The sequence below is a fragment of the Enterovirga sp. GCM10030262 genome (assembly GCF_042666435.1).
GTDB lineage: Bacteria > Pseudomonadota > Alphaproteobacteria > Sphingomonadales > Sphingomonadaceae > Allosphingosinicella.
On record NZ_JBHTDC010000001.1, the window covers coordinates 1,099,328 to 1,122,078 of the forward strand.

General features: G+C 67.8%; 19 protein-coding genes. 8 read left to right on the forward strand and 11 right to left on the reverse strand.

Going from position 1 to position 22,751, the window contains the following annotated elements; translation table 11 throughout:
• Window positions 1-209: 209 nt before the first annotated feature.
• From ACFQRC_RS05385 to ACFQRC_RS05395, 3 genes are all read right to left on the reverse strand, one after another.
• The gene (locus ACFQRC_RS05385) at window positions 210-920 is read right to left on the reverse strand and encodes a hypothetical protein (RefSeq protein WP_379958618.1); all 711 of its coding nucleotides are present in this window, start codon (window positions 918-920) and stop codon (window positions 210-212) included.
• A gap of 74 nt (window positions 921-994) precedes the next feature.
• Window positions 995-1,261, reverse strand: coding sequence for a hypothetical protein (locus tag ACFQRC_RS05390; RefSeq protein ID WP_379958620.1), 267 nt, complete (start codon window positions 1,259-1,261; stop codon window positions 995-997).
• 147 nt (window positions 1,262-1,408) lie between these two features.
• Window positions 1,409-1,882 (reverse strand): IS1595 family transposase, encoded by a 474-nt coding sequence (locus ACFQRC_RS05395; protein ID WP_379958622.1) that lies wholly within the window; start codon window positions 1,880-1,882, stop codon window positions 1,409-1,411.
• 138 nt (window positions 1,883-2,020) lie between these two features.
• Here ACFQRC_RS05395 and ACFQRC_RS05400 point away from each other — a divergent pair, with 138 nt between their 5' ends.
• Together ACFQRC_RS05400 and ACFQRC_RS05405 are read left to right on the forward strand one after the other, a co-directional pair.
• Window positions 2,021-2,551: a pyridoxamine 5'-phosphate oxidase family protein gene (locus ACFQRC_RS05400; RefSeq protein WP_379958624.1), complete on the forward strand. Its 531-nt coding sequence runs from the start codon at window positions 2,021-2,023 to the stop codon at window positions 2,549-2,551.
• 88 nt (window positions 2,552-2,639) lie between these two features.
• Window positions 2,640-3,005 carry a hypothetical protein gene (locus ACFQRC_RS05405; RefSeq protein ID WP_379958627.1) on the forward strand — a complete coding sequence of 122 codons (366 nt, stop codon included), beginning with the start codon at window positions 2,640-2,642 and terminating at the stop codon, window positions 3,003-3,005.
• Window positions 3,006-3,138: 133 nt separating this feature from the next.
• Here ACFQRC_RS05405 and ACFQRC_RS05410 read toward each other — a convergent pair whose 3' ends face one another.
• Entirely contained in the window at window positions 3,139-3,885 is a 747-nt protein-coding gene (locus tag ACFQRC_RS05410) for a hypothetical protein (RefSeq protein WP_379958629.1), read from the reverse strand.
• Window positions 3,886-4,018: 133 nt separating this feature from the next.
• Here ACFQRC_RS05410 and ACFQRC_RS05415 point away from each other — a divergent pair, with 133 nt between their 5' ends.
• On the forward strand, window positions 4,019-5,527 hold the full coding sequence (locus tag ACFQRC_RS05415; protein ID WP_379958631.1) for an aldehyde dehydrogenase family protein: 1,509 nt from the start codon (window positions 4,019-4,021) through the stop codon (window positions 5,525-5,527).
• Window positions 5,528-5,704: 177 nt separating this feature from the next.
• Here the strand turns inward: ACFQRC_RS05415 and ACFQRC_RS05420 are convergent, their stop codons facing one another.
• The 6 genes from ACFQRC_RS05420 to lgt form a co-directional block, all read right to left on the reverse strand.
• On the reverse strand, window positions 5,705-7,012 hold the full coding sequence (locus ACFQRC_RS05420; protein ID WP_379960397.1) for a cystathionine gamma-synthase family protein: 1,308 nt from the start codon (window positions 7,010-7,012) through the stop codon (window positions 5,705-5,707).
• 142 nt (window positions 7,013-7,154) lie between these two features.
• Window positions 7,155-8,558 carry an SLC13 family permease gene (locus tag ACFQRC_RS05425; protein ID WP_379958633.1) on the reverse strand — a complete coding sequence of 468 codons (1,404 nt, stop codon included), beginning with the start codon at window positions 8,556-8,558 and terminating at the stop codon, window positions 7,155-7,157.
• Window positions 8,559-8,699: 141 nt separating this feature from the next.
• A complete protein-coding gene (gene pgeF, locus ACFQRC_RS05430) occupies window positions 8,700-9,464 on the reverse strand; it encodes a peptidoglycan editing factor PgeF (RefSeq protein ID WP_379958636.1) in 765 nt (254 codons plus the stop codon).
• Window positions 9,454-9,984 carry a GNAT family N-acetyltransferase gene (locus tag ACFQRC_RS05435; RefSeq protein WP_379958638.1) on the reverse strand — a complete coding sequence of 177 codons (531 nt, stop codon included), beginning with the start codon at window positions 9,982-9,984 and terminating at the stop codon, window positions 9,454-9,456. Before ACFQRC_RS05435 ends, pgeF begins: the two co-directional genes overlap by 11 nt.
• Complete coding sequence (locus tag ACFQRC_RS05440; RefSeq protein WP_379958641.1) at window positions 9,984-11,033, reverse strand: class I SAM-dependent methyltransferase; 1,050 nt, start codon at window positions 11,031-11,033, stop codon at window positions 9,984-9,986. The genes ACFQRC_RS05435 and ACFQRC_RS05440 overlap by 1 nt, the downstream gene beginning before the upstream one ends.
• A gap of 108 nt (window positions 11,034-11,141) precedes the next feature.
• Entirely contained in the window at window positions 11,142-11,969 is an 828-nt protein-coding gene (gene lgt, locus ACFQRC_RS05445) for a prolipoprotein diacylglyceryl transferase (protein WP_379960399.1), read from the reverse strand.
• A 119-nt stretch (window positions 11,970-12,088) separates the two neighbouring features.
• Between lgt and ACFQRC_RS05450 the strand changes: the two genes are divergently transcribed.
• The 5 genes from ACFQRC_RS05450 to ACFQRC_RS05470 are packed head-to-tail and all read left to right on the forward strand — an operon-like array spanning window position 12,089 to window position 18,065.
• Window positions 12,089-13,771: a class I adenylate-forming enzyme family protein gene (locus ACFQRC_RS05450; protein ID WP_379958644.1), complete on the forward strand. Its 1,683-nt coding sequence runs from the start codon at window positions 12,089-12,091 to the stop codon at window positions 13,769-13,771.
• Window positions 13,772-13,829: 58 nt separating this feature from the next.
• Window positions 13,830-16,067 carry a molybdopterin cofactor-binding domain-containing protein gene (locus ACFQRC_RS05455; protein ID WP_379958646.1) on the forward strand — a complete coding sequence of 746 codons (2,238 nt, stop codon included), beginning with the start codon at window positions 13,830-13,832 and terminating at the stop codon, window positions 16,065-16,067.
• Window positions 16,064-17,071: a ferrochelatase gene (gene hemH / locus ACFQRC_RS05460; protein WP_379958649.1), complete on the forward strand. Its 1,008-nt coding sequence runs from the start codon at window positions 16,064-16,066 to the stop codon at window positions 17,069-17,071. Before ACFQRC_RS05455 ends, hemH begins: the two co-directional genes overlap by 4 nt.
• A gap of 35 nt (window positions 17,072-17,106) precedes the next feature.
• A complete protein-coding gene (gene phbB / locus ACFQRC_RS05465; protein ID WP_379958651.1) occupies window positions 17,107-17,829 on the forward strand; it encodes an acetoacetyl-CoA reductase in 723 nt (240 codons plus the stop codon).
• Window positions 17,829-18,065 (forward strand): ribbon-helix-helix domain-containing protein, encoded by a 237-nt coding sequence (locus tag ACFQRC_RS05470; protein WP_379958654.1) that lies wholly within the window; start codon window positions 17,829-17,831, stop codon window positions 18,063-18,065. The genes phbB and ACFQRC_RS05470 overlap by 1 nt, the downstream gene beginning before the upstream one ends.
• 18 nt (window positions 18,066-18,083) lie before the next feature.
• On the opposite strand, the gene ACFQRC_RS05475 is transcribed toward ACFQRC_RS05470, so the two are convergent.
• The gene (locus tag ACFQRC_RS05475) at window positions 18,084-22,748 is read right to left on the reverse strand and encodes an NAD-glutamate dehydrogenase (RefSeq protein ID WP_379958657.1); all 4,665 of its coding nucleotides are present in this window, start codon (window positions 22,746-22,748) and stop codon (window positions 18,084-18,086) included.
• Window positions 22,749-22,751: the final 3 nt, after the last annotated feature.

Here is a 22,751-nt window from a genome sequence, read left to right on the forward strand (position 1 = left end):
TCAGCGAAGGAGGAAGGCGTTTATTGCGGCGCTCAGGATGGGCGAGGAGTAGAAATTATCAATCGCGACGCTCTCGATTTTCGCCATCGCTTTGGCAATTATATACTTGAGAAAGCAGCGACTCCATGGCACAAGATCGAGGACAGGCCAGCGCTCTTTCTCGATTAGAGCAATCCCTCTCCCCAGAGGTTTGTTCTACTATCACACCCCTACTCAGGGCTCGCCTTCAGCGCGACGAAGGCTTTCAGGATGCTTTCGCAAAGCTCCACCAAATCTTTCAGCGTCTCGACAACAGGGCGCGAGCCGACGCCCCAATCGTCGGGCGCTGTTAGGGAGGGGGTCCCGCGATTTGCGATGTACGGCTTACCAAGAATGAGCCGCCCGTCCGGTTGCTCCCCTAGTTGAGGAAATTCGACGTGGAACATAGCGTCTGGCTTGGGCACTAGGCTGCGATGCTTGTCGATGATGTCCAGATCGTGGATTGCGCGCAGTTCGAGATTCCCGCCTTTGTAGGGGCGCAGCGTTTTTAGCAGCCTAACGGCGTCCTCTCCGCAGAGGTTGAAGCGTCTTTTACGGATCATGAGGTCCAAGTCGTCCTCCTCCCCTGCGAATGGGAAGTGAACGCCATCGGGGGATTCGCCGCGTTGCAAAGCCAGGGCGCATGCCATGAGGTCAAGTGAAGAACGCAGGTTGTGGATGATGTCCCCTAGGATAGTCGCTGTCATGGGCGGCGGGTCGTGGGGTTCTGAGGCAATTTCCATGCCCCATGTTCCATCGGCGTTCTGCCAAGGCTCAAAGCGCGAAATTGGAACGGGTGTTGCAAAGAACTCCACAAGGGAGGCCTCCAGTTCGGCGAGGTGGTGTTTGGCCCTCTCAAGCTTTAAGAACGGCGCGGCGAATGCGTTTGAAAGGTCAGTCATGTCAGACACCGATCATATCAACGAGGATGACGTGCTTCGGCGTATGCTGAACACGCCGCCGACGCCGCACAAGCCTATTGGGGGGTCTCCCCGTCGCGGATCGAAGCCGACGGGTCGAGGCCGCGCTTCATCAGATAGTCGTGAAGGACGAGGCTGAGGCGTTGCGCCCCAGCTATTGGCATTATCAGCCTTCCCGTCGCCACTAGGGCCTCTTTCATTCCCACCACCGGACTTTCCGGGCGCACTGTGGCGAAGGTGATCCGGATTGTCTGATTTACGAGGTCAAATGTTATGGCATCATCTGCGAAAACGTCGGGGATCGAAAAATCCCCGATGATCAAAGGGCCTTCGTTTGCCATCGTATCAATGTCCCCCAAGCCTTTTGGTGATGGGCAGTTATGGGGGTCAAACGATTGGGGGCGCAACTGGACTCTTATCGAGTCCAGCACTTGCGGCGCTCGCCGATAGGCTCTGGCGGCTCGTAATAATCAGGCGGCGAGTTTGTCAGTCCGCCGATAGGTAAGGCGCTTACCATAGATGCCGCGAAGGGACTGGTCGGCGCGCTCGGCGTCGGTATCGCTACGGGTGTGGTAGCGGAAATCAAACTCGGCGGCGTAGCGGCCAAGGTGCGCTTCGCTCATATGGTGATAGGTGCCGATGACGCCGCGCTTGAAGATGGAGAAGAAGTTTTCGGCGGTGTTGCTATGGGCGAAGCCGCCCATGCGGACATATTCGCTCTGGCTGTGAATGACGCTGGTATGACCGGCGAACTCGCGACCGACGCGGGTATAGACCATGCTTTCGTCGGTCATAAGGTGCGAAGCGCGATCGACGTTGGTAACGATGAGCGGGCGAAGGGTTTTCGCGTTGACGTTGGCGACATGGAAGCTGCGAACGTGACCTTCGCGCTCGACTAGGGCGACCACGGCTTTCTTCGCGGCGGGGCAACTCCGGGGACACAATACTCAATTGATCTCTAGACCGCTGCGCCGGCACGCTGGCGTCAATCGTCGGGGCGGCCTCGAAGGCGGGCCGGGCCCGGAACTGAGAGATCGGCCACGCGCTTTCTCCTTTGAACTCAGCACAAAGGAGCAGGACCGATGACCGACAGCCAAGGCGAAACGCGGGTTTGGGAGTTGATGGAGGAGATCGGCTTTTGCATGCTCTCCAGCCTCGATGTGTCCGAGGGACGCCCCTCGACGTCCATCGGGACGAACGACCTGCTGATACGCTCGCGGCCGATGGCGGCGCATGTGTGTCGCGACGAGAACGCGATCTACTTCCTGACCGACGCCGACAGCGCCAAGGATGAGGACATCGAGGCGCGGCCTCAGGTCAATCTCGCCTTCGCCGATACCAAGGGGCAGACCTACGTCTCGCTGACCGGACGGGCGGCGGTGTCGAACGATCGGGAGAAGATAAGCGAGCTTTTCTCGACCCCGGCCAAGGCCTGGTGGGACGATGCCGACGATCCCTCGATCCGCGTGCTGAAGGTCACGCCCCATGACGCGCAATATTGGGACAGCGGGGGCACGGTGCGCTCCTATATCAAGATGGCCGCCGCCATCGCCACCGACAGCAAGCCCGACCTTGGCGACCATGAGAAGGTCGATATGGAGGAGGGGGTGTGAGGGGGAACATGCCCTCCCCCGGCCCCTCCCGCTAGCGGGAGGGGAGAAGTTAGGAAATCGGTAGGCGCTTCGGCTTTAGGCTCATGCCATGGACGCTCACTACACATTTGAGATCGACCGCTCTCGCGCGCTGGTTCGCATCACCATGAGCGGGCTGTTCACGCTGGCCGACATCGACGGCTTTCTCCGCGACCGACGGGAGGCGCATGCGGCGCTGGGGTGCGCGCCCAACCGGCACCTGACCCTGAACGACCTTCGCGGCATGAAGATTCAGCATCAGGAGGTGGTCACCGCGTTTCGCGAGATGCTGGCGGCGCCGGAATATCGATCGCGGCGGCTCGCCTTCGTCGCCGGGCCGACGCTGGCCAAAAGCCAGCTGATGCGCGCGCTGTCGGGCCGGGACGCGCAATGTTTCGAGGACGTGGCGAGCGCGGAAAGGTGGCTGTTCGCCTGAGGGGGCGTGTTGCGTCGACAGGGTGATTCGGGCGAGCTGGCCGGGCAACGCCCCTCGACTTCGCTCGGGAGGAAAGGACTTCAGGCGGCAGGCCTGTCGCTCGGGTAGCTCGCGCAGGCTGGCCGGTGGGTCGCTATGCGTCGTCCGCCTTGCTCGCGGTGCCGCGCATTTCCTCCAGCGCGTCCAGCAGTTGCTGGACGAGGCTGGGACCGCCGGTCGCCTCCGGGAGCAGCCCCGCCTCGGCGGTCAGCAGCATGTCGGGCGCGCGCGCGCTGGGCAGGCCGAAAGGCTCGTCGTCCTGCGGCTCCGTCCGCCTCGCCTTTTCCCAGTCGACCGGGCCGACCAGGATTTCCCAGGCGGCGCGCCGTTCCAAATCCTCGCAGATGGCGGCGAGGAACAGGCGGCGGGCGCGCAGCAGACGATCCCGGATGCGCCCCTGGCATTCGATCCATTCCAGATATTCGGCATCCTCCTCCTCCCCGTCGCCGCCGGCGCGGCCCGAAGGGTGGGGCAATTCGCGCAGCTCCTGATCGCTGGCGAGGCCGGCGAGATTGTCCCGAAGGCGCGCCATTTCGCGGTCGCGATGGATTTCCAACGCGGCGTCCCAGGCGGCGGCGAAGCTGCGGCCGCCGCGGGCGGTGCGCAATTGCTCCGCGCCGAACGCATGCTTGCCGATCGCGCGCCCGGCACGACGGGCCGAGCCGGTGACCGCCAGCGCCGCGATGAAGGCGCGCTGATATTCGGGCGTCCAGCCGTCGGCATGCGGCCGTCGCGGGACCGGCTCGAAGCCCAAAATGTCGGCGATGCCGGAAAAGGGATCCTCGCCGGCCACGCCCTCGGCGCGGCAGCGATCGCAAATGACGGGAATTGGGTTCTCCATGATTCGCATATTGAACCACAGAGGTTTGCCTGTAGGAAAGCGCAAAATCGCCGGGCGCGGGCGCGGCGGCGCGGCCGGGGTTCAAGCCGGCGGCGCGAGGCGCTACAGGGCGCGCACAACGAAAGGACTCGCGATGAACGACATGACCCCCATTTCCGCCCAGCCCGCTTATTCCGAGCGCGTCCAGGCGCTGCTGAAGCGCGCGCCGGCTCTGTTCATCGACGGCGAATGGGTCGCATCGAGCCACGGCAAGACTTTGGCCGTCCACGACCCGTCGACCGGGCGCGAGATCGCGGCGATCGTCGATGCGTCGGACGCCGACGCCGACCGGGCGGTCGCGGCGGCGCGGGCCGCGTTCGACGACGGCCGCTGGTCGGGCCTCGCTTCCTATGCCCGCGAGCGGGTCATCGCCCGCCTCGCCGACCTGATCGAAGCGAATATCGACGAACTGGCCGAGCTCGAGTCGATCGACAACGGCAAGCCGCGGGCGGCCTCGGCGGGCTACGACCTCCCCAAATGCGTCCAGACTTTGCGCTACATGGCGGGCTGGGCGACCAAGATTTCGGGCGAGCATATCGAGCCGTCGGGCGCCCCGGCCGGCACCTTCCACGCTTATGTGCGGCGCGAGCCGGTCGGCGTAGCGGTGCAGATCGTGCCGTGGAACTTCCCGCTGATGATGGCGGTGCAGAAGATCGCGCCGGCGCTGGCGGCGGGGTGTACGGTGATTCTTAAGCCGGCAGAGCAGACCAGCCTGACCGCGCTCCGCCTCGCCGACCTGGTCGCGGAGGCGGGCTTTCCGGCGGGCGTGTTCAACCTCGTCACCGGTTTGGGCGAGACCTGCGGCGACCGGATGGTCAGGAGCCCGCTGGTCGACAAGGTCGCCTTCACCGGATCGACCGAGGTCGGCAAGATCATCAACCGCGCCGCCACCGACACGCTGAAGCGCGTGACCCTGGAGCTGGGCGGCAAATCGCCGGTCATCGTGCTCCCCGACGTCGATATCGGCAAGGCCGGCGCGGGCGCGGCGCGCTCGATCTTCGCCAATGCCGGGCAGGTCTGCATCGCCGGCTCGCGGCTCTACGCCCATCGCGACATTTTCGACAAATTGCTCGAGGCGGTGTCCGACAATGCCGGCAAGCTGCGGGTCGGGCCGAGCCTCGATCCCGCGACCTCGATGGGGCCGCTCGTCTCGACCGAGCAGCGCGAGCGGGTGATGAACTATATCGACCAGGGGCGGAAGGCGGGCGCGTCGGTGCTGCGCGGCGGCGACGCGCCGGGCGGAGACGGCTATTTCGTCAACCCGACCATCCTCGTCGACGTGAAGCCCGAGATGAGCGTGGTGCGCGAGGAAATTTTCGGGCCGGTGCTCGCCGCCCAGCGCTACGACGACCTCGACGAAGTGGCCAAGGCCGCCAACGACACGCCCTACGGCCTCGCCGCCACCGTCTGGACGCGCGACGTCTCGGCGATGCACCGCATGGCGGCGAAGCTGCGCGCCGGCATGGTCTGGGGCAATATCAATTCGGCGGCGGACACGTCGCTGCCGTTCGGCGGCTTCAAGCAATCGGGCTTCGGCCGCGAATCGGGACGCTACGGCATCGAGGCCTATACCGAATTGAAGACGGTCGCGATCGCGCTCTGACAGAGGGGAGCCCGATCCGCCGAAACGCGCGGACCGGGGCCTGGGGCATGATGAGTTTGGATGCACCTCTCGTCATGCTGAACTTGTTTCAGCATCCATATCCGAGCCGCGCGACGGGCGGGTAGGTGGACCCTGAAACGAGTTCAGGGTGACGATTCAATCCAACCGCGTCCCGCCCTAAATCGCCGCCAGGGCCTGGTCGAAATCGGCGACAAGATCTTCGGCATCCTCGACGCCGATCGAGATGCGGACGAGATTGTCGGTGATGCCGAGCGCCTGCTTGCGCTCGTCGGGGACCGAGAGGTGGGTCATCGCCGCCGGCGCGCTGGCCAAGGTCTCGGTGCCGCCCAGCGACACGGCGAGCTTGGCGATCTTCAGTGCGTCGAGGAAAGCGAAAGCCTCGCGCTCGCCGCCCTTCAGGTATAGCGAGAAGGTCGAGCCGGCGCCGGTGCAATGGCGTTGGTAGATGTCCGCCTGGCGGTCATCCTTCAAGAAGCCCAGATAGCCGACGCTCTCGACCTTGGCATGGTCGCGGAGGAACGCGCAGACCTTGGCCGCATTCTCGCCGGCGCGGGTCATGCGCAGTTCGAGCGTCTCCAGGCTCCGCAGCAGCATCCAGGCGGTGTTGGGATCGGTGATCGTGCCGATCGTGTTGCGCATCGCCCGAATGGGATCGAGCAAGGCCTTGGCGCCGACGATGCCGCCCGCCACCAGATCGCTGTGCCCGCCGGCATATTTGGTCAGCGAATAGACGGAAAGATCGGCGCCATGCTCGATCGGCTTGGACCAGAGCGGCCCAAGGAAGGTGTTGTCGATGGCGATCGGCGGACGATGGTCGTCGCCGGTGAACAGGGCTTCGCGCGCCGCCGCGACGGCCTGGACGTCGACCAATTGGTTGGTCGGGTTGGCCGGGCTTTCAAGGTAGATGAGCGAGACGCGGCCGAGGGCCTTGGCGCGCTCGATCACCGCCTCGATCTCCTCGCGCGTCGCGCCGGCGGGGAAATCGAGCCACTGAATGCCGAAGCGGCCGAGGATGCGGCCGATCAGGGTCTCGGTCGCGGCGTAGAGCGGGCCGGAATGGACGATAACGTCGCCGGGCTGGACGAAGGTCAGCAGCAAGGTGGCGATGGCGGACATGCCGCTGGAGAAAGTGAGCGCTTCCTCGGCATCCTCCCACAGGCTGAGGCGGTCCTCGGCGATCTCCTGGTTGGGGCCGTTGAAGCGGGAGTAGACGAGCCCCTCGGCGCCGCCGGGACGCTTGCCGGTGACGCCCTCGAAATGGCGCTTGCCAGCCGCGGCATTCTCGAAGACGAAGGTGGAGGTGAGGAAGATGGGTGGCTTCAACGAGCCCTCCGACAAAGCCGGGTCGAAGCCGTGGCCCATCATCAAGGTGGAGGGCTTGAGCCTGCGCCCGCCTATCTCGAGCACGTCCGGCTTGGGGCGGCGGCGCGGGGTGGTCCCGGTGAGGTCGGATTCGTCTTTCATCATGCGGGCCTTCTCTTACCCGCTCATCCTGAGGAGGGACTGAGCCTGGCGAAGGCCCGTCTCGAAGGACCGTCCTTCGAGACGCCGGTTCGGCAGGCTCACCGGCTCCTCAGGATGAGCGGTGTTGGCATATGGCCGGTCCCTAGCCCAATATCGATGCAATCATCCAGACCGTTCCCACCATTAGCCCCACTCCCGCTATATCAAGCAGCAGCCCCGCCTTCAGCATCCGCGGCAGCGCGATGTGGCCAGTCGCCCAGGCGATGGCGTTGGGGCCGGTGCCGGAGGGGAGCATGAAGCCCCAGCTGGCCGCCATCGCCGCCGGCAGAGCGAGCAGGATCGGATCAACTCCGGTGGCGAGGACGAGGCTGCCGACGACCGGGATGATGCCGCTGGCGACGGCGACGTTGGTCGCGAATTCGGTGACCAGGATGACGAGCGCGACCAGCACCAAAGCGACGACGATCGGCGGGACGGTGGCGAGCGGCTGGAGCGCCGTGCCGAGCCATGTCGCCAGGCCCGATTCGGTAATCCCCGCCGCCAGCGCGAGGCCGCCGCCGAACAGCAGGATCACGCCCCATGGCGCGCGATTAGCCTCGTCCCAGTTGAGGATGGCGCGGCCCGTGCCGTCCGGAATGACGAAGAGGAGGAGGGCGCCGAATATCGCGACGGTTCCGTCGGTGAGGGCGTCGTCGGGCAGCAGCGGCGAGATGAGCGGCACCAGCACCCAGGCGACCACCACCGCGAGCACCAGTGGGACGAGGCGCTTTTCGGCGAGGCTCCAGGGGCGCGCCTCGCCGATGCCGGCGCGGGCCGCCTCGGCGTCGAAATCGTCAGGGCGGACGTGCTGGACCTTGAGCAGGATCAGCCAGCAAAGCGGGATCGACACCAGGACGAGGGGCAGGCCGTACATCGCCCAAGTCAGGAAATCGATGCGGAGGCCGGTCGAGCGCTCGATGATGCCGGCGGCGATGGCGTTGGTGGGGGAGCCCACCAGAGTGCCGAGTCCGCCGATCGAGGCGGCGAAGGCGATGCCCATGACCAGCGCGCCGGGAAAGCCTTCCGTCTCGCCGGTCTCGATTCTGGCCGCATGGAGGACGGCGACCGCGATCGGGATCATGATGAGGGTGGTCGCGGTGTTGGAGACGATGAAGCTCAAGATCGCCGTCGCGGTCATGAAGGCGAGCAGCATCGCCGCCGGCGTGGTCCCGCCGCGCGAGACGATGGCCAAAGCGAGGCGGCGGTGGAGGCCGGTCCGCTCGATCGCCAGCGCGATGATGGCGCCGCCAAGGACCAGGAACAGGATCGGCGAATAATAAGCCGCCGCCGCCTCGTTGGCGCTCATGATCCCGAACATCGGGAAAGCGAGGAAAGGAAGGAGGGCCGTTGCAGTGAGCGGCAGCGCCTGGGTCATCCACCACGTTCCCATCAGCAGCACCAGCGCGGACGCATGCCAGGCGGATACCGGCATCCCTTCCGGCGCCGGCATCAGCAGCATGATCGCGAACAGGACGAGCCCGCCCCACAAACCCCAACGCGCGGCCATCCATCCCCCCATTTTTCGACGGGTGTGCCAGAACACATGCCTGTGTGCCAGCCACGTCATCCCGGCGAAGGCCGGGATTCCATGGGGTGAAAGGCGCCGATCTCTTTGCTCGCTGGGACCCCGGCCTTCGCCGGGGTGACGTTAGGCCGGCAGCGCGATCAGCGAGATTTGACGGCCGTAATCGGGCTCGCTCCTGTGGGTGGCGCGGCGGTAGCTGTAGAAACGGTCGGGGGCGGAATAGGTGTCGAGGCCGAGGGCTTCGATCCGGGCCAGGCCGGCCATGGCGAGGCGCGAGACGACATAGGCTTCGAGGTCGAACTGGTGGTGGCCGGCGCGGCCACCGGCGAAGAAACGCTCATTTGCCGGCTCGGCCTCGACGAAGCGGCGCAAGAAGCCCTCGTCCACCTCATAGGATTTGCGGGCGATGGTCGGGCCGATTGCGGCGGCGATGCGGGCGCGGTCGGCGCCGAGCTTCTCCATCGCCGCGACCGTGGCCTCGGCGACGCCGCCGATGGCGCCTTTCCAGCCGGAATGGGCGGCGCCGATCACGCCTGCTTCCACGTCGGCGAAAAGGACGGGGGTGCAGTCTGCGGTGAGGATGCCGAGGGCGAGGCCGGGGCGGTCGGTCACCATCGCGTCGGCGTGGGGGCGGGCATCATCGGGAAAGGGCTCCGTCACGGTGATCGCGGTCGCGGAATGGACCTGATGCACGGTCACCAGCTTCGCGCCGGGCGCGACCGCCTCGACGGCGAGGCGGCGGTTGGCGTGGATCGCCTGCCGGTCGTCGCCCGAGCCGAGGCCGACATTGAGGCCAGCGCATATTCCCGTCGAGACCCCGCCGCGCCGTCCGAGGAAGCCGTGGGCCACGCCGCTCAGCAGCTGCGAGCGGATCACCTCAACCGACATGGGCGTCCCTCAAAAACAGGCGCATCACATGGTCCACATCGGCGTGGTTTCCAACCATGAAATCATAGTCGCCGACATATTCGAAGCCGTAGCGGGCGTAGAAGCGGCGGGCGCGGTGGTTGTCGACGAAGACCGAGAGATAGAGATCCTCCGCACCCCGCGCCCTTGCCTCCAGGATCACCCAGGCCATCAGTTCGCGGGCGAGACCGGCGCCCTGCCACGGCGCCAGCACGTAGAATTGCCTGAGCTCGATCGAGGGGCCGCGCGGCTCGAAGGGAAGCGAGGGCGGGCCCAGTTTCGCATAGCCGACCGCCTCGCCGGACGCCTGCGCGATCCGGACCGCAAAAGCGGGATCGGCAAGCTCCTCCCGCCATTGCTCCGGATTATGGCCGGCGAGGAAGGCGGCGAGGTCTTCGGGGCGATAGAGATGGCCGAACGTCTCGGTGAAGCTCCGCCGCGCGAGTTCCGCCAGCCGCGCGGCGTCCGCCGGCTTGGCGTCGCGATAGTCGATGTCGGTCATCAAAATCCCTCCGGTTCCGGCCAGTCGCGCGACACCAGGGCCATCATTTTGAACAAGGCGCCCATTTCGGCGGGCGCGGTCAGCCGGTGGCGGGCGGCGGCGATCTCGTCGCCCCGCTCCGGCGCGGCCTTGGCGAGGGACGCGGCGCGCAGGTCGATGCCCATCGTCTTCAGCCATTCGCCCTGCGCGCGCGGGCCGCAGACGCGAACGCCCTCGGCTCTGGCCGCCTCGACCAACGGCTCGAAATCGACATGGGCGGTGAGGTCGCGCTCGCCCGGATCGGCCCACGGATCGGCGAAGCCGTGTCTCTTCACCGCCTGGAGCGTGTCGCCGAGGGCCGTGCGTTCGTGGCCGTAATCGACGATCAGGGCGGCCCCGCCTTGCGCGGCGATGCGGCGCGCGAGATCCCGCACGATCGCGACCGAGGCGGGCGAGGTTTCGAGGATGCTGCCGTCGGGAGCATCGCGAAGACGCCCGGGAACGCTCTCGCCCGGAATCGCGCGGACCGCCGCGGGCAGAAACCCGCCATCGTCCCGGTTCACCACCATCCGTTCGCACCAGCCCTGGTCCGTCGCCAGCAACTGGCGGACGGGGAGCGAGTCGAGAAATTCGTTGGCGACGACGAGCAGAGGGACATCGTCCGGCAGGGTTTCCAGATCGTCGTGCCACCGGCAGGCGGGAACGCGGTCCGCCTGGGCGGCCTTGAGCACGGGGCTGGTCTCGACCAGGTCGGCGGGCGGCTCCAGCCCGGCCGCGCGCATCGCCCGCAGCGCATCGGCGGCGAGCGTGCCCCGGCCCGGCCCGAGCTCGACATAATGCGCCGTCGCCGGCCGTCCGGCGCGCATCCATACGTCCGCGAGCCAGAGGCCGACCAGCTCGCCGAACATCTGGCTGATCTCCGGCGCGGTGGTGAAATCGCCGGCCGCGCCGAGCGGGTCGCGCGTGGCGTAATAATGCGCGTTCGCCTCGGCCATATATTGAGCGACCGGGATCGGGCCGGTGGCGGCGATGAGGCGCGCGAGGCGGTTAGACAGATCGGGGTCGCTCACGGCCTTCCATTTTCCCTCAGCCGTTCAGGCTGAGCTTGTCGAAGCCCTGCTCTTGCCGCCTCACGAAGGACAGTCCTCGACAGGCTCAGGATGAGCGGACTCTTGATCTCATGCGACACTTTCGCTTCCCGCGATCGATTCCACGCGCTGCCGCCGCGCCCTGGCGGTGGCGATGAGGTAGATTCCGCCGACGATCATCGGGACGGTCAGGGTCTGGCCCATGGTGAGGCCCCAGGGAAGATTCTCCAGGCCGGCATCGGGCTGGCGGACCAATTCGACGAGAAAGCGGCTGATGCCGTAGCCGAGGATGAAGGTGCCGACGAGCTTGCCCGGCTCGTAGCGGGCCTGCGTCTTCCAGAAGAGGAACCAGAGGACGAGGCCGAGCAGGAGCCCTTCAAGCCCGGCCTCGTAGAGCTGGCTCGGGTGCCGCGCCACCTCGCCGCCGGTCGGAAAGACCATCGCCCAGGGAACGTCGGTCGCGCGGCCCCACAATTCCCCGTTCACGAAATTGGCGAGGCGGCCGAAGAACAGGCCGAAGGGGACGCAGCAGGCGACATAATCGTGGATGCGCAGCCATTGCAGGCCGTGCTTGCGCGCCATGTAGAGGATGCCGAGGCTGACCCCGATGACGCCGCCGTGGAACGACATGCCGCCGTCCCACAGCTGCAATATCTCGGCCGGATTCTGGAGATAATATTCAGGCCGGTAGAAGAGGACATAGCCGAGGCGGCCGCCGAGCAGGATGCCGAGGGTCGCGTAGAAGACCATGTCGTCGGCGTGGCGGCGGGCCATCGGCGCGCCGGGCCGCTCGATCAGCTTCAGAAGATACCACCAGCCCAAGGCGATGCCGGCGAGATAGGCGAGCGAATACCAGCGCAGCTGGAAGAAACCGAGGTCGAGCGCGATCGGATCGAGACCCAGGCTGTCCCAGCGCAAGGCGGCCGTAGCGTCCGCGGCGACGGCCGCGATTTGTGGAAGGATCAAGGCTTTCCCCTTTGGATTTCCGCCCTCATAGTGGCCGCGACAGGAAACCGAAAGAGCAGGAGAGACCGTCTGTGCCGAGCGACCTCGACCGAAAGTTCGACGCCGTATTGCAGGTCGTCACCGGCCCCGAAGGCCGGATCCGCGTCGGCGAGGACGATCAAGGCCGCGCCATCGTCACCAATCTGCCGCCGACCTTGCCGGGGCTGTTCGACGCCTTCTGCGCGCTCCATGCCGACACGGTCGCACTGGTCGCGGACGGCGAGCGGCTGACCTTCGCCCAGTTGAACGCGGAGGCGACCCGCCTCGCTTATGCGCTGGCGAGCGGCTTCGGCATCGGCAAGGGCGACCGGGTCGCGATCGCCATGCGCAACGCGCCGAGCTGGATCGCCGCCTATATGGCCGTGCTGAAGGCGGGCGGGGTCGCGGTCCTGGTCAACGGCTGGTGGCAGCCCGACGAGCTGAAGCACGGGCTGGAGCTGACCGAGCCGAAGCTGGTCATCGCCGACGCCCCGCGCGCGGAGCGGATCGCGGCGACCGGCCTCGATCTCCAGACCATCGTCCTGCCGGTCGGGGAGCGCCTGAGCGAGGCCCTCCTCCCGATCCTCGCTCAGGGCAATGGCGATGGCGCGCTCCCCGAGGTGAAGCCCGAGGACGACGCCACCATCCTCTTCACCTCCGGCTCGACCGGCGCGGCCAAGGGCGCGGTCTCGACGCACCGGGCGGTGACCACCGCCACTTATGCCTATTCGATCGGCCTCGTCACCTTGCTCGGCATCCTCCAAAGCGAAGGCAGGCCTCCCGCCAATCCGCCGCGCACCCTCGTCATCGTTCCGCTTTTCCACGTGACCGGCGAAGTGCCGGTGCTGCTCAACAGCTTCGTCATCGGCCGGGGCATGGTGCTGATGGCGAAATGGGACGCGGGCGAGGCGCTCAGGCTGATCGAGCAGGAAACGGTCACTTATTTCGTCGGCGTGCCGACGATGAGCCTGGAGCTGATGCAGCATCCGGATCGGGACAGATACGACCTCTCCTCGCTGACCGACATCGCCGCCGGCGGCGCGGCGCGGCCGGTGTCCCATGTGAAGCGACTCCAGGAGAGCTTCCGCGGCGCCCAGCCCGCGCTCGGCTATGGCCTGACCGAGACGAACGCGGTGGGCTGCGGCAATTTCTGGTCCAATTACGCCGACAAGCCCGACTCCACCGGCCGCCCGCAACAGCCGATCGTCGAGCTGGCGATCCTCGGCGAAGGCGACCGCCACCTGCCGCCGGGCGAACCGGGCGAGATCGCCATCCGCTCGGCGGCGAACATCCGCACCTATTGGGGCGACCCGGCGGCGACCCGGGCGGCGTTCACCGCCGACGGCTATTTCCGCACCGGCGACATCGGCTATCTCGACGAGGACGATTATCTGTTCATCGTCGACAGGAAGAAGGACATCATCATCCGCGGCGGCGAGAATATCAGCTGCCAGGAGGTGGAAGCGGCGCTTTACGGCCACCCCGCCATTTCCGAGGCCTGCGTGTTCGGCCTGCCCTGCGACCGGCTGGGCGAGGTGCCGGCGGCGGTGGTCTATAGTGAGAGCGACAGAGGCCTCGACAGGGAGACCCTGCTCGCCTTCCTCGAAAGCCGCCTCGCCCGGTTCAAGCTCCCCGCTTATATCTGGATCCACGACGAGCCCCTGCCCAAGCTCGGCACCGGCAAGATCGACAAGGTCACCCTGCGCGAACGTTACCGCGCGGAGGCGGAGGCGTAGCGCTTCGGCGTCGCATCGGCACTAGCCGCTTCGGCGGGACGCCATTATCAGACCTCCGATGGCTTTGAGCGGGACAGGAACGGGCGTCAGCCGGCGCAATCTGCTGATCGGCGGCGGCGCGGGGATCGGGCTGGTCGTCGCCTGGAGGCTGTGGCCGCGCCGCTACGAGCCGAACCTCCGCGCGGCCGACGGCGAGACTTTGTTCAACGCCTTCCTCAAGATCGGTGGCGACGGCCGGGTGATCGTCGCCGTGCCGCAGGCGGAAATGGGCCAGGGCGTCTATACCAGCCTCCCCCAGATAGTGGCGGACGAACTGGGCGCCGACTGGCGGACGGTCGCGGTCGAACCGGCGCCGATCAGCCCGCTCTACGCCAACAGCTTCCTTGCCGAGGAGGCGGCCGGGGACGGCGTTCCTTCGGCTCTGCGCGGAGTCGTGCGCTGGGCGGCGCGGGAGCAGGCGACGCGCGCGGCGCTGATGATCACCGGCGGCTCGACCTCGATCCGCGCGTTTGAGCCGCGGCTGCGCGAAGCCGGCGCCGCCGCCCGCGCCTTGCTCAGCAAGGCGGCCGCCGAAAGATGGGATGTCGAGTGGGAGCTGCTCGACACCAGGGCCGGCTTCGTCGTCAATGGCGGCGAGCGGCTGAGCTTCGCCGAGCTGGCCGAGGCGGCGGCGGCGCAGGAGCTGCCCGAGCATCTGCCGGTTCGCGGCGGCCTGGAGAATCGCCTGACCGGCCAGTCGCTGCCGCGCATCGACCTGCCGTCCAAGGTCGACGGCTCCGCGCGCTTCGCCGGCGACGTGCGGCTCCCCGACATGGTCTATGCGTCGGTGCGGCAAGGCCCAATCGGCGGCGGCCCGCTGGCGAGCATCGATCGCGACGCCGCCGAAGCGGTCCCTGGTGTCGTCGCCTTGTTCGAGACGCCGCGCTGGGTGGGCGCGGCGGCGAGCAATTGGTGGGCCGCCAACCGCGCCGTCGAGGCGATGAAGCCCGCCTTCATTAATCCGCCCAAAGCGGCGAGCAGCGCCGGGATCGAGGCCGCGCTGGCCCAGGCGCTGGAGGCGGATGAAGGCGAACGCGCCTTCGAGAGGGGCGATGTCGCCGCGGCTTATGCCGGAGCACCGATCTTCCGCGCGCGTTACTCGGCCGGCGTCGCGCCCAACGCCCCGCTGGAGACGCTGACCGCCACCGCCCGCATCACCGGAGACCGGCTGGAAGTGTGGGCGCCGACCCAGGCGCCTTCGCTCGCCCGCGCGGCGGCGGCGCGGGCCGCCGGCTTTCCCGAGGCGCGGGTGACCGTCTATCCGATGCTGGTCGGCGGCGGCTACGGCCGCAAGATCGAGACGATCGCCATCGAGCAGGCGGTGACGATGACCGCCCAGGTCAAGCGCCCGGTGCAGCTCGTCTGGTCGCGCATCGAGGAGACGATGCAGGACAGCTTCCGCCCGCCCGCCGCCGCGGTGATGAGCGCGAGCATGATGGAAGGCGGCCGCCTTACCGGCTGGCAGGCGCGGATCGCCGCGCCGGCGACCACCGACCAGGTGATCGGACGGCTGGACGGCGCCGAGGCTTCGGGCGACGGCGCCGACCCGGCGATGGTCGACGGGGCCGTCCCGCCTTACGACATACCGTCGGTCGCCATCGACCATCTGCCGGCCGATACCGGGCTTCGCACCGGCCTGTCGCGGTCGGGCGCCCATGGCTATACCGCCTTCTTCACCGAGAGCTTCGTCGACGAGCTGGCCCGCCAGGCCAGGGTGGAGCCCTTGTCGTTCCGGATGCAGATGCTCGGCTCCAACCCCCGTCTGGCCCGCTGCCTCTCGACGGCGGCGGCGCTCGGCGGCTGGGACGGCGGCGGAGCGGGGAGCAATATGGGCATCGCGGCGCACAGCGCGTTTGGATCGCATGTCGCGACCCTGGTCGAGGTCGAGGTGGACAAGGACCAGAGGATCCGGGTGACCCGCGCTGTCTCGGCGGTCGATTGCGGCCGGGCGATCAACCCGGACATCGTCCGCCAGCTGATCGAGGGCGGAATCTGTCATGGCATCGCCGCCGCCACCGGGCGGCCGATCGGCATCGAAGGCGGCCTCGTCGACGCGCGCGGCTTCGGCGACCTCGGCCTGCCGACGCTCGCTTACGCGCCCGAAGTGACGGTGGAGATCATCGCCAGCCAGGAACCACCGGGAGGGGTCACCGAGCTTGGCGTGCCGACCATCGCCCCCGCCATCGCCAACGCCTTGTTCGCCGCCACCGGGCAGCGCCTGCGTTCGCTGCCGCTGGTGCCGGGGAGCGGCCAGTGAATCCGCCCCGCGACCACCCGAACGTCCCCGCGCCCCGGATCGGCGTGCTGCTGGTAAACCTGGGAACGCCCGACGCGCCCGAGCCGGGAGCCGTCAGAACCTATTTGAAGCAATTCCTCTCCGACCCCCGCGTCATCGAGATACCGCGCTTCGTCTGGCAGCCGATCCTGCGCGGAATCATCCTGCGGACCCGCCCGAAGAAATCGGCCCATGCCTACAGGCAGGTCTGGAGCGAGGAAGGATCGCCGCTCGCCGCCATCACCGCCCGGCAGGCGAAGGCGCTTCAGGGCGCGTTCGGCGACACGGTGGTGGTCGACCACGCCATGCGCTACGGCCGCCCCGCCATCGCCGAGAGGATCGACGCGCTGAAGGCGCAAGGCTGCGAACGCATCCTGCTGGCGCCGCTCTACCCCCAATATTGCGCGGCGACGACGGCGACCGCCAACGACGCGGCCTTCGCCCATCTCGCGCGGCTGCGCTGGCAACCGGCGGTGCGGACGCTGCCCCCTTATCATGACGATCCCTTGTATATCGGCGCGCTGAAGGAAAGCGTCGAGGCGAGCCTCGCCGCGCTCGATTTCGAGCCGCAGGCGATCGTCGCCAGCTTCCACGGAATGCCGGAGCGGACGCTCCAGCTCGGCGACCCCTATCACTGCCACTGCCAGAAGACGGCGCGGCTCCTTGGCGACGCGCTCGGCCGCGAGCTGGTCGTCGCCTTCCAGTCGCGTTTCGGCCGTGCGAAATGGCTCGGCCCCGCCACCGACGCGACATTGGCGGAGCTGCCCGGGAGCGGCGTCACCCGCGTCGCCATCGTCGCGCCCGGCTTTTCCGCCGACTGCCTGGAGACGCTGGAGGAGCTCGCCATCCGCGGCCGCGAGACCTTCATCGCGGCGGGCGGTACCCATTTCGCGTCGCTGCCTTGCCTCAATGACGACCCGCCCGGGATGGCGATGCTGCGCGCCCTGATCGCGCGGGAACTTGCGGGTTGGCTGAAGGCTTCATAAGCCCGACGAACAAGAAAAGAAGCAGGAGAGGATTTATGGCACGAGTCGCTATCGTCACCGGGGGAACGCGCGGAATCGGCGAGGCGATCAGCCTCGCGCTGCACGAGGCGGGATTGACCGTCGCCGCCAATTACGCGGGCAACGAAGAGAAAGCCCGCGCCTTCACCGAGCGCACCGGCATCCAGTCCTACAAATGGGACGTGTCGGATTTCGACGCCTGCATGGCAGGCGTCCAGCAGGTCGAGGCGGAGCTCGGGCCGGTGGACGTGCTGGTTAACAATGCCGGCATCACCCGCGACGGCACGATGAAGCGCATGTCGCGGTCGATGTGGGACGAAGTGATCGACGTCAATCTCGGCGGCTGCTTCAACATGGCCAAGGCGGTGTTCGTCGGCATGAGCGAGCGCAAGTTCGGCCGGATCGTCAATATCGGCTCGATTAACGGCCAGGCCGGGCAATATGGCCAGGTCAATTACGCCGCCGCCAAATCCGGCATTCACGGTTTCACCAAGGCGCTGTCCCAGGAGGGCGCGCGCGCCGGCATTACCGTCAACGCCATCGCCCCCGGCTACATCGACACCGAGATGGTCGCCGCCGTGCCCCCCGAAGTGCTCGAGAAGATCGTCGCGCGGATTCCGGTCAACCGGCTCGGCAAGGCCGAGGAGATCGCCCGCGGCGTCACGTTCCTCTGCGCCGAGGATGCCGGCTTCATCACCGGATCGACCCTGTCGATCAACGGCGGCCAGCACATGTATTGATGGCCGAGGACGCTTTCGCCGGCCCGGTCAAACGCTCGATGATGATCGCCGGCCACGCGACCTCGATCAGCCTGGAGCCGATTTTCTGGCAGGCGCTGCGCGATGCCGCCGAGGCGGAGGAGCTGCCGCTCAACGCATTGGTCGCCCGCATCGACGCCGCCCGCATCGAGGCGGCGGACCCGCCGAACTTGGCGAGCGCGATCCGGGTGTGGCTGTTCGTCCGGGAGAGGGGCTGAGCCTCCTCTCCCGGCGGCCTAGCGCCCGAGCAGCACTCTCGCCTGGGTGGCGATCTGGGCGAGCATCGCGGCGGTGGTGACCGGCGCCGCCCGCGCCCGGTCGACGACCCGCCGGAACTGGGCGATCCGCGCGCCCTGAGCATCGACCCATTTGTCAACCGCCTCCCTCGGGTCGCCGTTCCGGCGCCGTTCGAGGAATTCCAGCCGCAATTGCTCGAAGTCGCGCGCCAGGCCCGCGGTGAGGAGCCGCTCCCACTGGTCATGCGCCTCGAAGCGGTTGGCGGCGCTCTGCGCCCAGTCGAGCCCCAGCGCCTCGCCGAGCTTGGTATAAGCGTTGGTGAGCGCGATCTCGTCTATGCCCAGCCGGCGGGCCAAAGCGGAGATGCCGATGCCGCCGTTCAGCTCGAACAGCCGGACGATGCGCTGGGTGATCGCCTCGGGCGCCCCGAGATCGATCAGCCGTTCGCGCTGAGCCGTGGACTGCTTGCGCGCCTCGCTGCGCAGCAGGTCGCCGACATTGACGCTGAGCTTGGCGAGCCCCGGCGCGAGCGATTCCACCATCTCCGCGAGCATCATCGTCGGCGGCGTGACGCGCAGCAGATCGGCGATGTGGAGCTGGAGAGCCTTCGAAGCCTGGTCGAACAATTCGAGCCGGACATGCTCGGGCATGTCCGCGGTGTCCAGTTCCCGCCACAGATCGTCCATCCCGAACAGCCGCTCGGTGGCGACGAAGCCGGCCGCAGCCTGGCCCAGCGATGCGCCTTCCTCTTCGGTCAACGAGAAGGGCGCGGTGATGCCCAGCCGGTTGACGAAGCGATTGGCGATCTTGGTGGCGATGATGTCCTTGCGCAGGCGATGCTGGACGATGGCGTCGCCGTGCAGCTCCTGCATCCGGCGGGGGAAGGCCTCGCACAATTCGTGCGTCAGCGTCGCATCCTCGGTGAGCTTGCCGCCTTCGATCGCCGATTGCAGCGCCATCTTCGAGGTCGACAGCAGGACCGCCAGCTCCGGCCGGGTGAGGCCGCGCTGCTCCTGCGCGCGCCGCAGCAGATCCTCGTTGCTCGCGAGGCCCTCGACGGCGCGGTTCAGGCACCCGCTCTCTTCCAATATCTCGATCGCCCGGACGAGCGGCGGGATCGCGGCGGCGCCGCCGCGCTCGGCGATGGAAATGGCCAGGGTCTGGAGGCGGTTGTCCTCCAGCACGATCGCGACGACATCCTCCTCCATCTCGGCGAGCAAAGCGTTGCGCGCCTCGAAGGTCAGCCGCCCTTCCTGCATCTCCCGGTTGAGCGGGATCTTGATGTTGACCTCCTTGTCGGAGGAGTCGACGCCGGCCGAATTGTCGATGAAGTCGGCGTTGATCCGGCCGCCCTTCAGCGCGAATTCGATGCGTCCGGCCTGGGTCACGCCGAGGTTCGCGCCCTCGCCGATCGCCCGGGCGCGGATGTCGGCGCCGTTGACCCGCAGCGCGTCGTTGCCGGGATCGCCGACCTCGGCGTTATTCTCGCTCCGTGCCTTGATGTAGGTGCCGATGCCACCGAACCAGATCAGGTCCACCGGCGCCTTCAGGATCGCGCTGATGAGGCCCGCCGGGTCGATCGTCTCGACGTCGAGGCCGAGCGCGGCGCGGATCTCGGGCGTCAGCGGGATGGACTTCTGGGTGCGCGGGAAGACGCCGCCGCCCGACGAGATGAGCGCCTTGTCGTAATCGTCCCAGCTGGAACGGGGCAGGTGGAACAGCCGGTTGCGCTCCTCCCAGCTCTTCGCCGGATCGGGCGTCGGATCGATGAAGATATGGCGGTGATCGAAGGCGGCGACCAACTTCAGCGCCTTGCTGAGCAGCATGCCGTTGCCGAACACGTCGCCCGACATGTCGCCGCAGCCGACCACCTCGATCGGCTGCGTCTGCACGTCGATCCCCATTTCAAGGAAATGGCGCTGGACCGAGACCCAGCCGCCCCGGGCGGTGATGCCCATTTCCTTGTGGTCGTAGCCCTGGCTGCCGCCGCTGGCGAAGGCGTCGCCCAGCCAGAAGCCGCGCGACAAGGCGATCTCGTTGGCGACGTCCGAGAAGCTCGCCGTTCCCTTGTCCGCCGCGACCACGAAATAGGGATCGTCCCCGTCGCGGATCGTGACCTCGTCCGGATGGACGATCTCGCCCTCGACCAGATTGTCGGTGATCGACAGCAGAGCCCGGATGAAGATGCGGTAGCTCTCGGTGCCTTCGGCCAGCCATGCCTCGCGTTCGCCGGGGCTCGGCAATTGCTTGGCGTAGAAGCCGCCCTTGGCACCGGTCGGCACGATGACCGCGTTCTTCACCACCTGCGCCTTCAGGAGGCCCAGAATCTCGGTGCGGAAATCGTCGCGCCGGTCGGACCAGCGAAGGCCGCCGCGGGCGACCGGGCCGCCCCGCAAATGGATGCCCTCGATACGGGGGCTGTAGACCCAGATCTCGCGCCACGGCACCGGCGCGGGAAGGCCGGGAACCTGGCTGCTGTCGAGCTTGAAGGCGAGCGCTTCGCGGCCCGATTCGGCATAAGCGTTGGTGCGCAAGGTCGCTTCCACCACGCCCCGGATCAGGCGCAGGATGCGGTCCTCGTCGATCGCCGCGACCTGGGCCAGGCCCCTGGTGACCGCTTCCTGGGCCAGCTGGGCCGCCTCGTCGCGGCCGCCTTCATGGGCCGGGTCGTGCCGCGCGTCGAACAGGGCAAGGAGGCCGCGGGCCACGGCCGGCGCGCGCCGCAGCGCCTCGACCACCGTCACCATGCTGTAGGATAGGCCGGTCTGGCGCAGGTAACGGAACCAGGCGCGGAACAGGACGACATCGCGCGGCTTGAGCCCAGCGCCGACCAGCAACTGGTTGAAGGCGTCGTTCTCGGCCTTGTTCTCCAGCACCGCCGCGATGGCGCGCTCGACCAGCCTGGCCCGCTTGAGCACTTCCTGCGCATCGCCCTCGGCGGGCATTTCGAGGAGGAAATCGTGGATGTAGCCGAGCTGGCCGCCGTCGAGCGGGGTCGGCTGCTCCTCGAGCACGCGGAAACCGAAATTCTCGAACACCGGCACCGCCTCGGACAGCGGGATCACGCCCGCCAGGCGATAGGTCTTGAGGCGCAGCCGGCTCGGCCCGTCCTCGTCCTTGCGGTAGAGGCGGGCGTCGCGCGCGTTCGCGCCCTCCAGCTCGCAGATGCGCAGCACGTCCATCGCCGCTTCCTGCGGAGAGGTGCGGGTGCGATAGGCCTCGGGGAAATCGTCGACGAAGCCGAGCGCGAGGCGGGTCGCGCGGGCGCGGCCGACAAGCGCGCCGAGCGCTTCCTCCACGCTCGGCTCCCAACCGCGCACCATCGCATTGAGCCGGTCGTCGAGCGCGGCGACCTCGGGGATGGTCATCTCCGGATCGACTTCGAGCGTGTAGCGGACGAGGGCGAGCTCGCCATCGCCCAGCTCGATCGACCAGGTGGTGATGCCGCCCGTCGCCGCGGCCTCGATCATCTCGCCGATGGCGATGCGGCGGCGCGTCGAAAGCTCGTCGCGGGGCAGCCAGACGAAGGCGAACAGATGGCCCTTGAGGATGCTGCGCAGCAGGAGCAGGGTCGGCCGGGGGCGGTCGGCGAGCGACATGGCGATGGCGGCCAGCTCCTTGACCGAATCCTCGGCGAGGCTGACCAGCAGGTCCCGCGGCAGCGAGGCGACCGCGTGGCGCAGCGCCTTGCCGGCATGGCCCCTCGGGTCGAATCCGAAATCCTCCTCCAGCGCGGCCAGGCGGCGGCGCAGCACTGGCACGTCGTCCGACGGCGCCTTCATCGCCTGGCTCGTCCACAGGCCGGCATGGACCGAAAGGCCGGTCACCTTGCCGCCCTCGCACACCGGCAGCACGACCAGGTCGAAGGGGACGCGGCGGTGGACGGTCGAGCTCAGGTCGGCCTTCGCCACCAGCGGCGCGGCGCCGCCTTGCTCGAAATAGGCGATCGCATCGGCGCAGCTGCCCTCGTCCCAGACCGGCTCGCCCGGAAGCTTCAGCACGCCCAGCGCCTGCTCGGGCTCGGCGTTCGGGCGCTCGACATGATAGCCGAGCAAAGTCATCGCCCCGTCGGCGAACCAGTGGAGCAAAGCCGCCCCCTCCTCGTCGTCGAGCCGGTCGGCGTCGGCGTGCATCCTGTCCTGGAGCGCCTGCCAGTCGCTGACCGAGGCGCGGACGTCGGCGAGGATCCGGTGCAGTTCGGCGACCAGCTCCTGGCGGCCGCGCGCGTCGGTGCGGTCGACCTCCAGATACATGATCGATTCGCGCTTCTCGGTCTCGTCGCACAGCGGCTGGACGGTGAGCAGGCAGCCACGCTCGTCGCGCTCGACGCAGACCACCGGGTGGAGGAGACGATGGACGATGAGGCCCTTGGCGGCGATCGCCGCCGCCACCGAATCGACCAGGAAGGGCATGTCGTCGTTGACGATGCAGATCCGCATCCGCCGCTGGCCGACCTGGCCGCCGACCGATTCCAGCCGGACCAGTGCGATGCCCGGCGGGCGGCGCTGGGCGCAGGCGGCGACGAACTCGGCCGCCTCGCGCCGGTCGTCGTCGCCGAAGCCGCCAGTCTCGTCGGGGAGCGCGCCGTCCACCAGCGCGCGGGCGAGGGCATCGAGATAAGGCAGGTCAGCGGCCTTGCCCGCTACCATGCTGTCGGCAGTCATAAT

Bases quoted from the DNA above. Each gene is read 5' to 3' on its own strand.
- ACFQRC_RS05475 (WP_379958657.1), bottom strand. From the start codon at position 22,748: ATGACTGCCGACAGCATGGTAGCGGGCAAGGCCGCTGACCTGCCTTAT.
- phbB (WP_379958651.1), top strand. From the start codon at position 17,107: ATGGCACGAGTCGCTATCGTCACCGGGGGAACGCGCGGAATCGGCGAG.
- ACFQRC_RS05425 (WP_379958633.1), bottom strand. From the start codon at position 8,558: ATGGCCGCGCGTTGGGGTTTGTGGGGCGGGCTCGTCCTGTTCGCGATC.
- ACFQRC_RS05420 (WP_379960397.1), bottom strand. From the start codon at position 7,012: ATGAAAGACGAATCCGACCTCACCGGGACCACCCCGCGCCGCCGCCCC.
- ACFQRC_RS05455 (WP_379958646.1), top strand. From the start codon at position 13,830: ATGGCTTTGAGCGGGACAGGAACGGGCGTCAGCCGGCGCAATCTGCTG.
- ACFQRC_RS05415 (WP_379958631.1), top strand. From the start codon at position 4,019: ATGAACGACATGACCCCCATTTCCGCCCAGCCCGCTTATTCCGAGCGC.
- pgeF (WP_379958636.1), bottom strand. From the start codon at position 9,464: ATGTCGGTTGAGGTGATCCGCTCGCAGCTGCTGAGCGGCGTGGCCCAC.
- ACFQRC_RS05435 (WP_379958638.1), bottom strand. From the start codon at position 9,984: ATGACCGACATCGACTATCGCGACGCCAAGCCGGCGGACGCCGCGCGG.
- ACFQRC_RS05410 (WP_379958629.1), bottom strand. From the start codon at position 3,885: ATGGAGAACCCAATTCCCGTCATTTGCGATCGCTGCCGCGCCGAGGGC.
- ACFQRC_RS05385 (WP_379958618.1), bottom strand. From the start codon at position 920: ATGACTGACCTTTCAAACGCATTCGCCGCGCCGTTCTTAAAGCTTGAG.
- ACFQRC_RS05470 (WP_379958654.1), top strand. From the start codon at position 17,829: ATGGCCGAGGACGCTTTCGCCGGCCCGGTCAAACGCTCGATGATGATC.
- ACFQRC_RS05405 (WP_379958627.1), top strand. From the start codon at position 2,640: ATGGACGCTCACTACACATTTGAGATCGACCGCTCTCGCGCGCTGGTT.
- ACFQRC_RS05400 (WP_379958624.1), top strand. From the start codon at position 2,021: ATGACCGACAGCCAAGGCGAAACGCGGGTTTGGGAGTTGATGGAGGAG.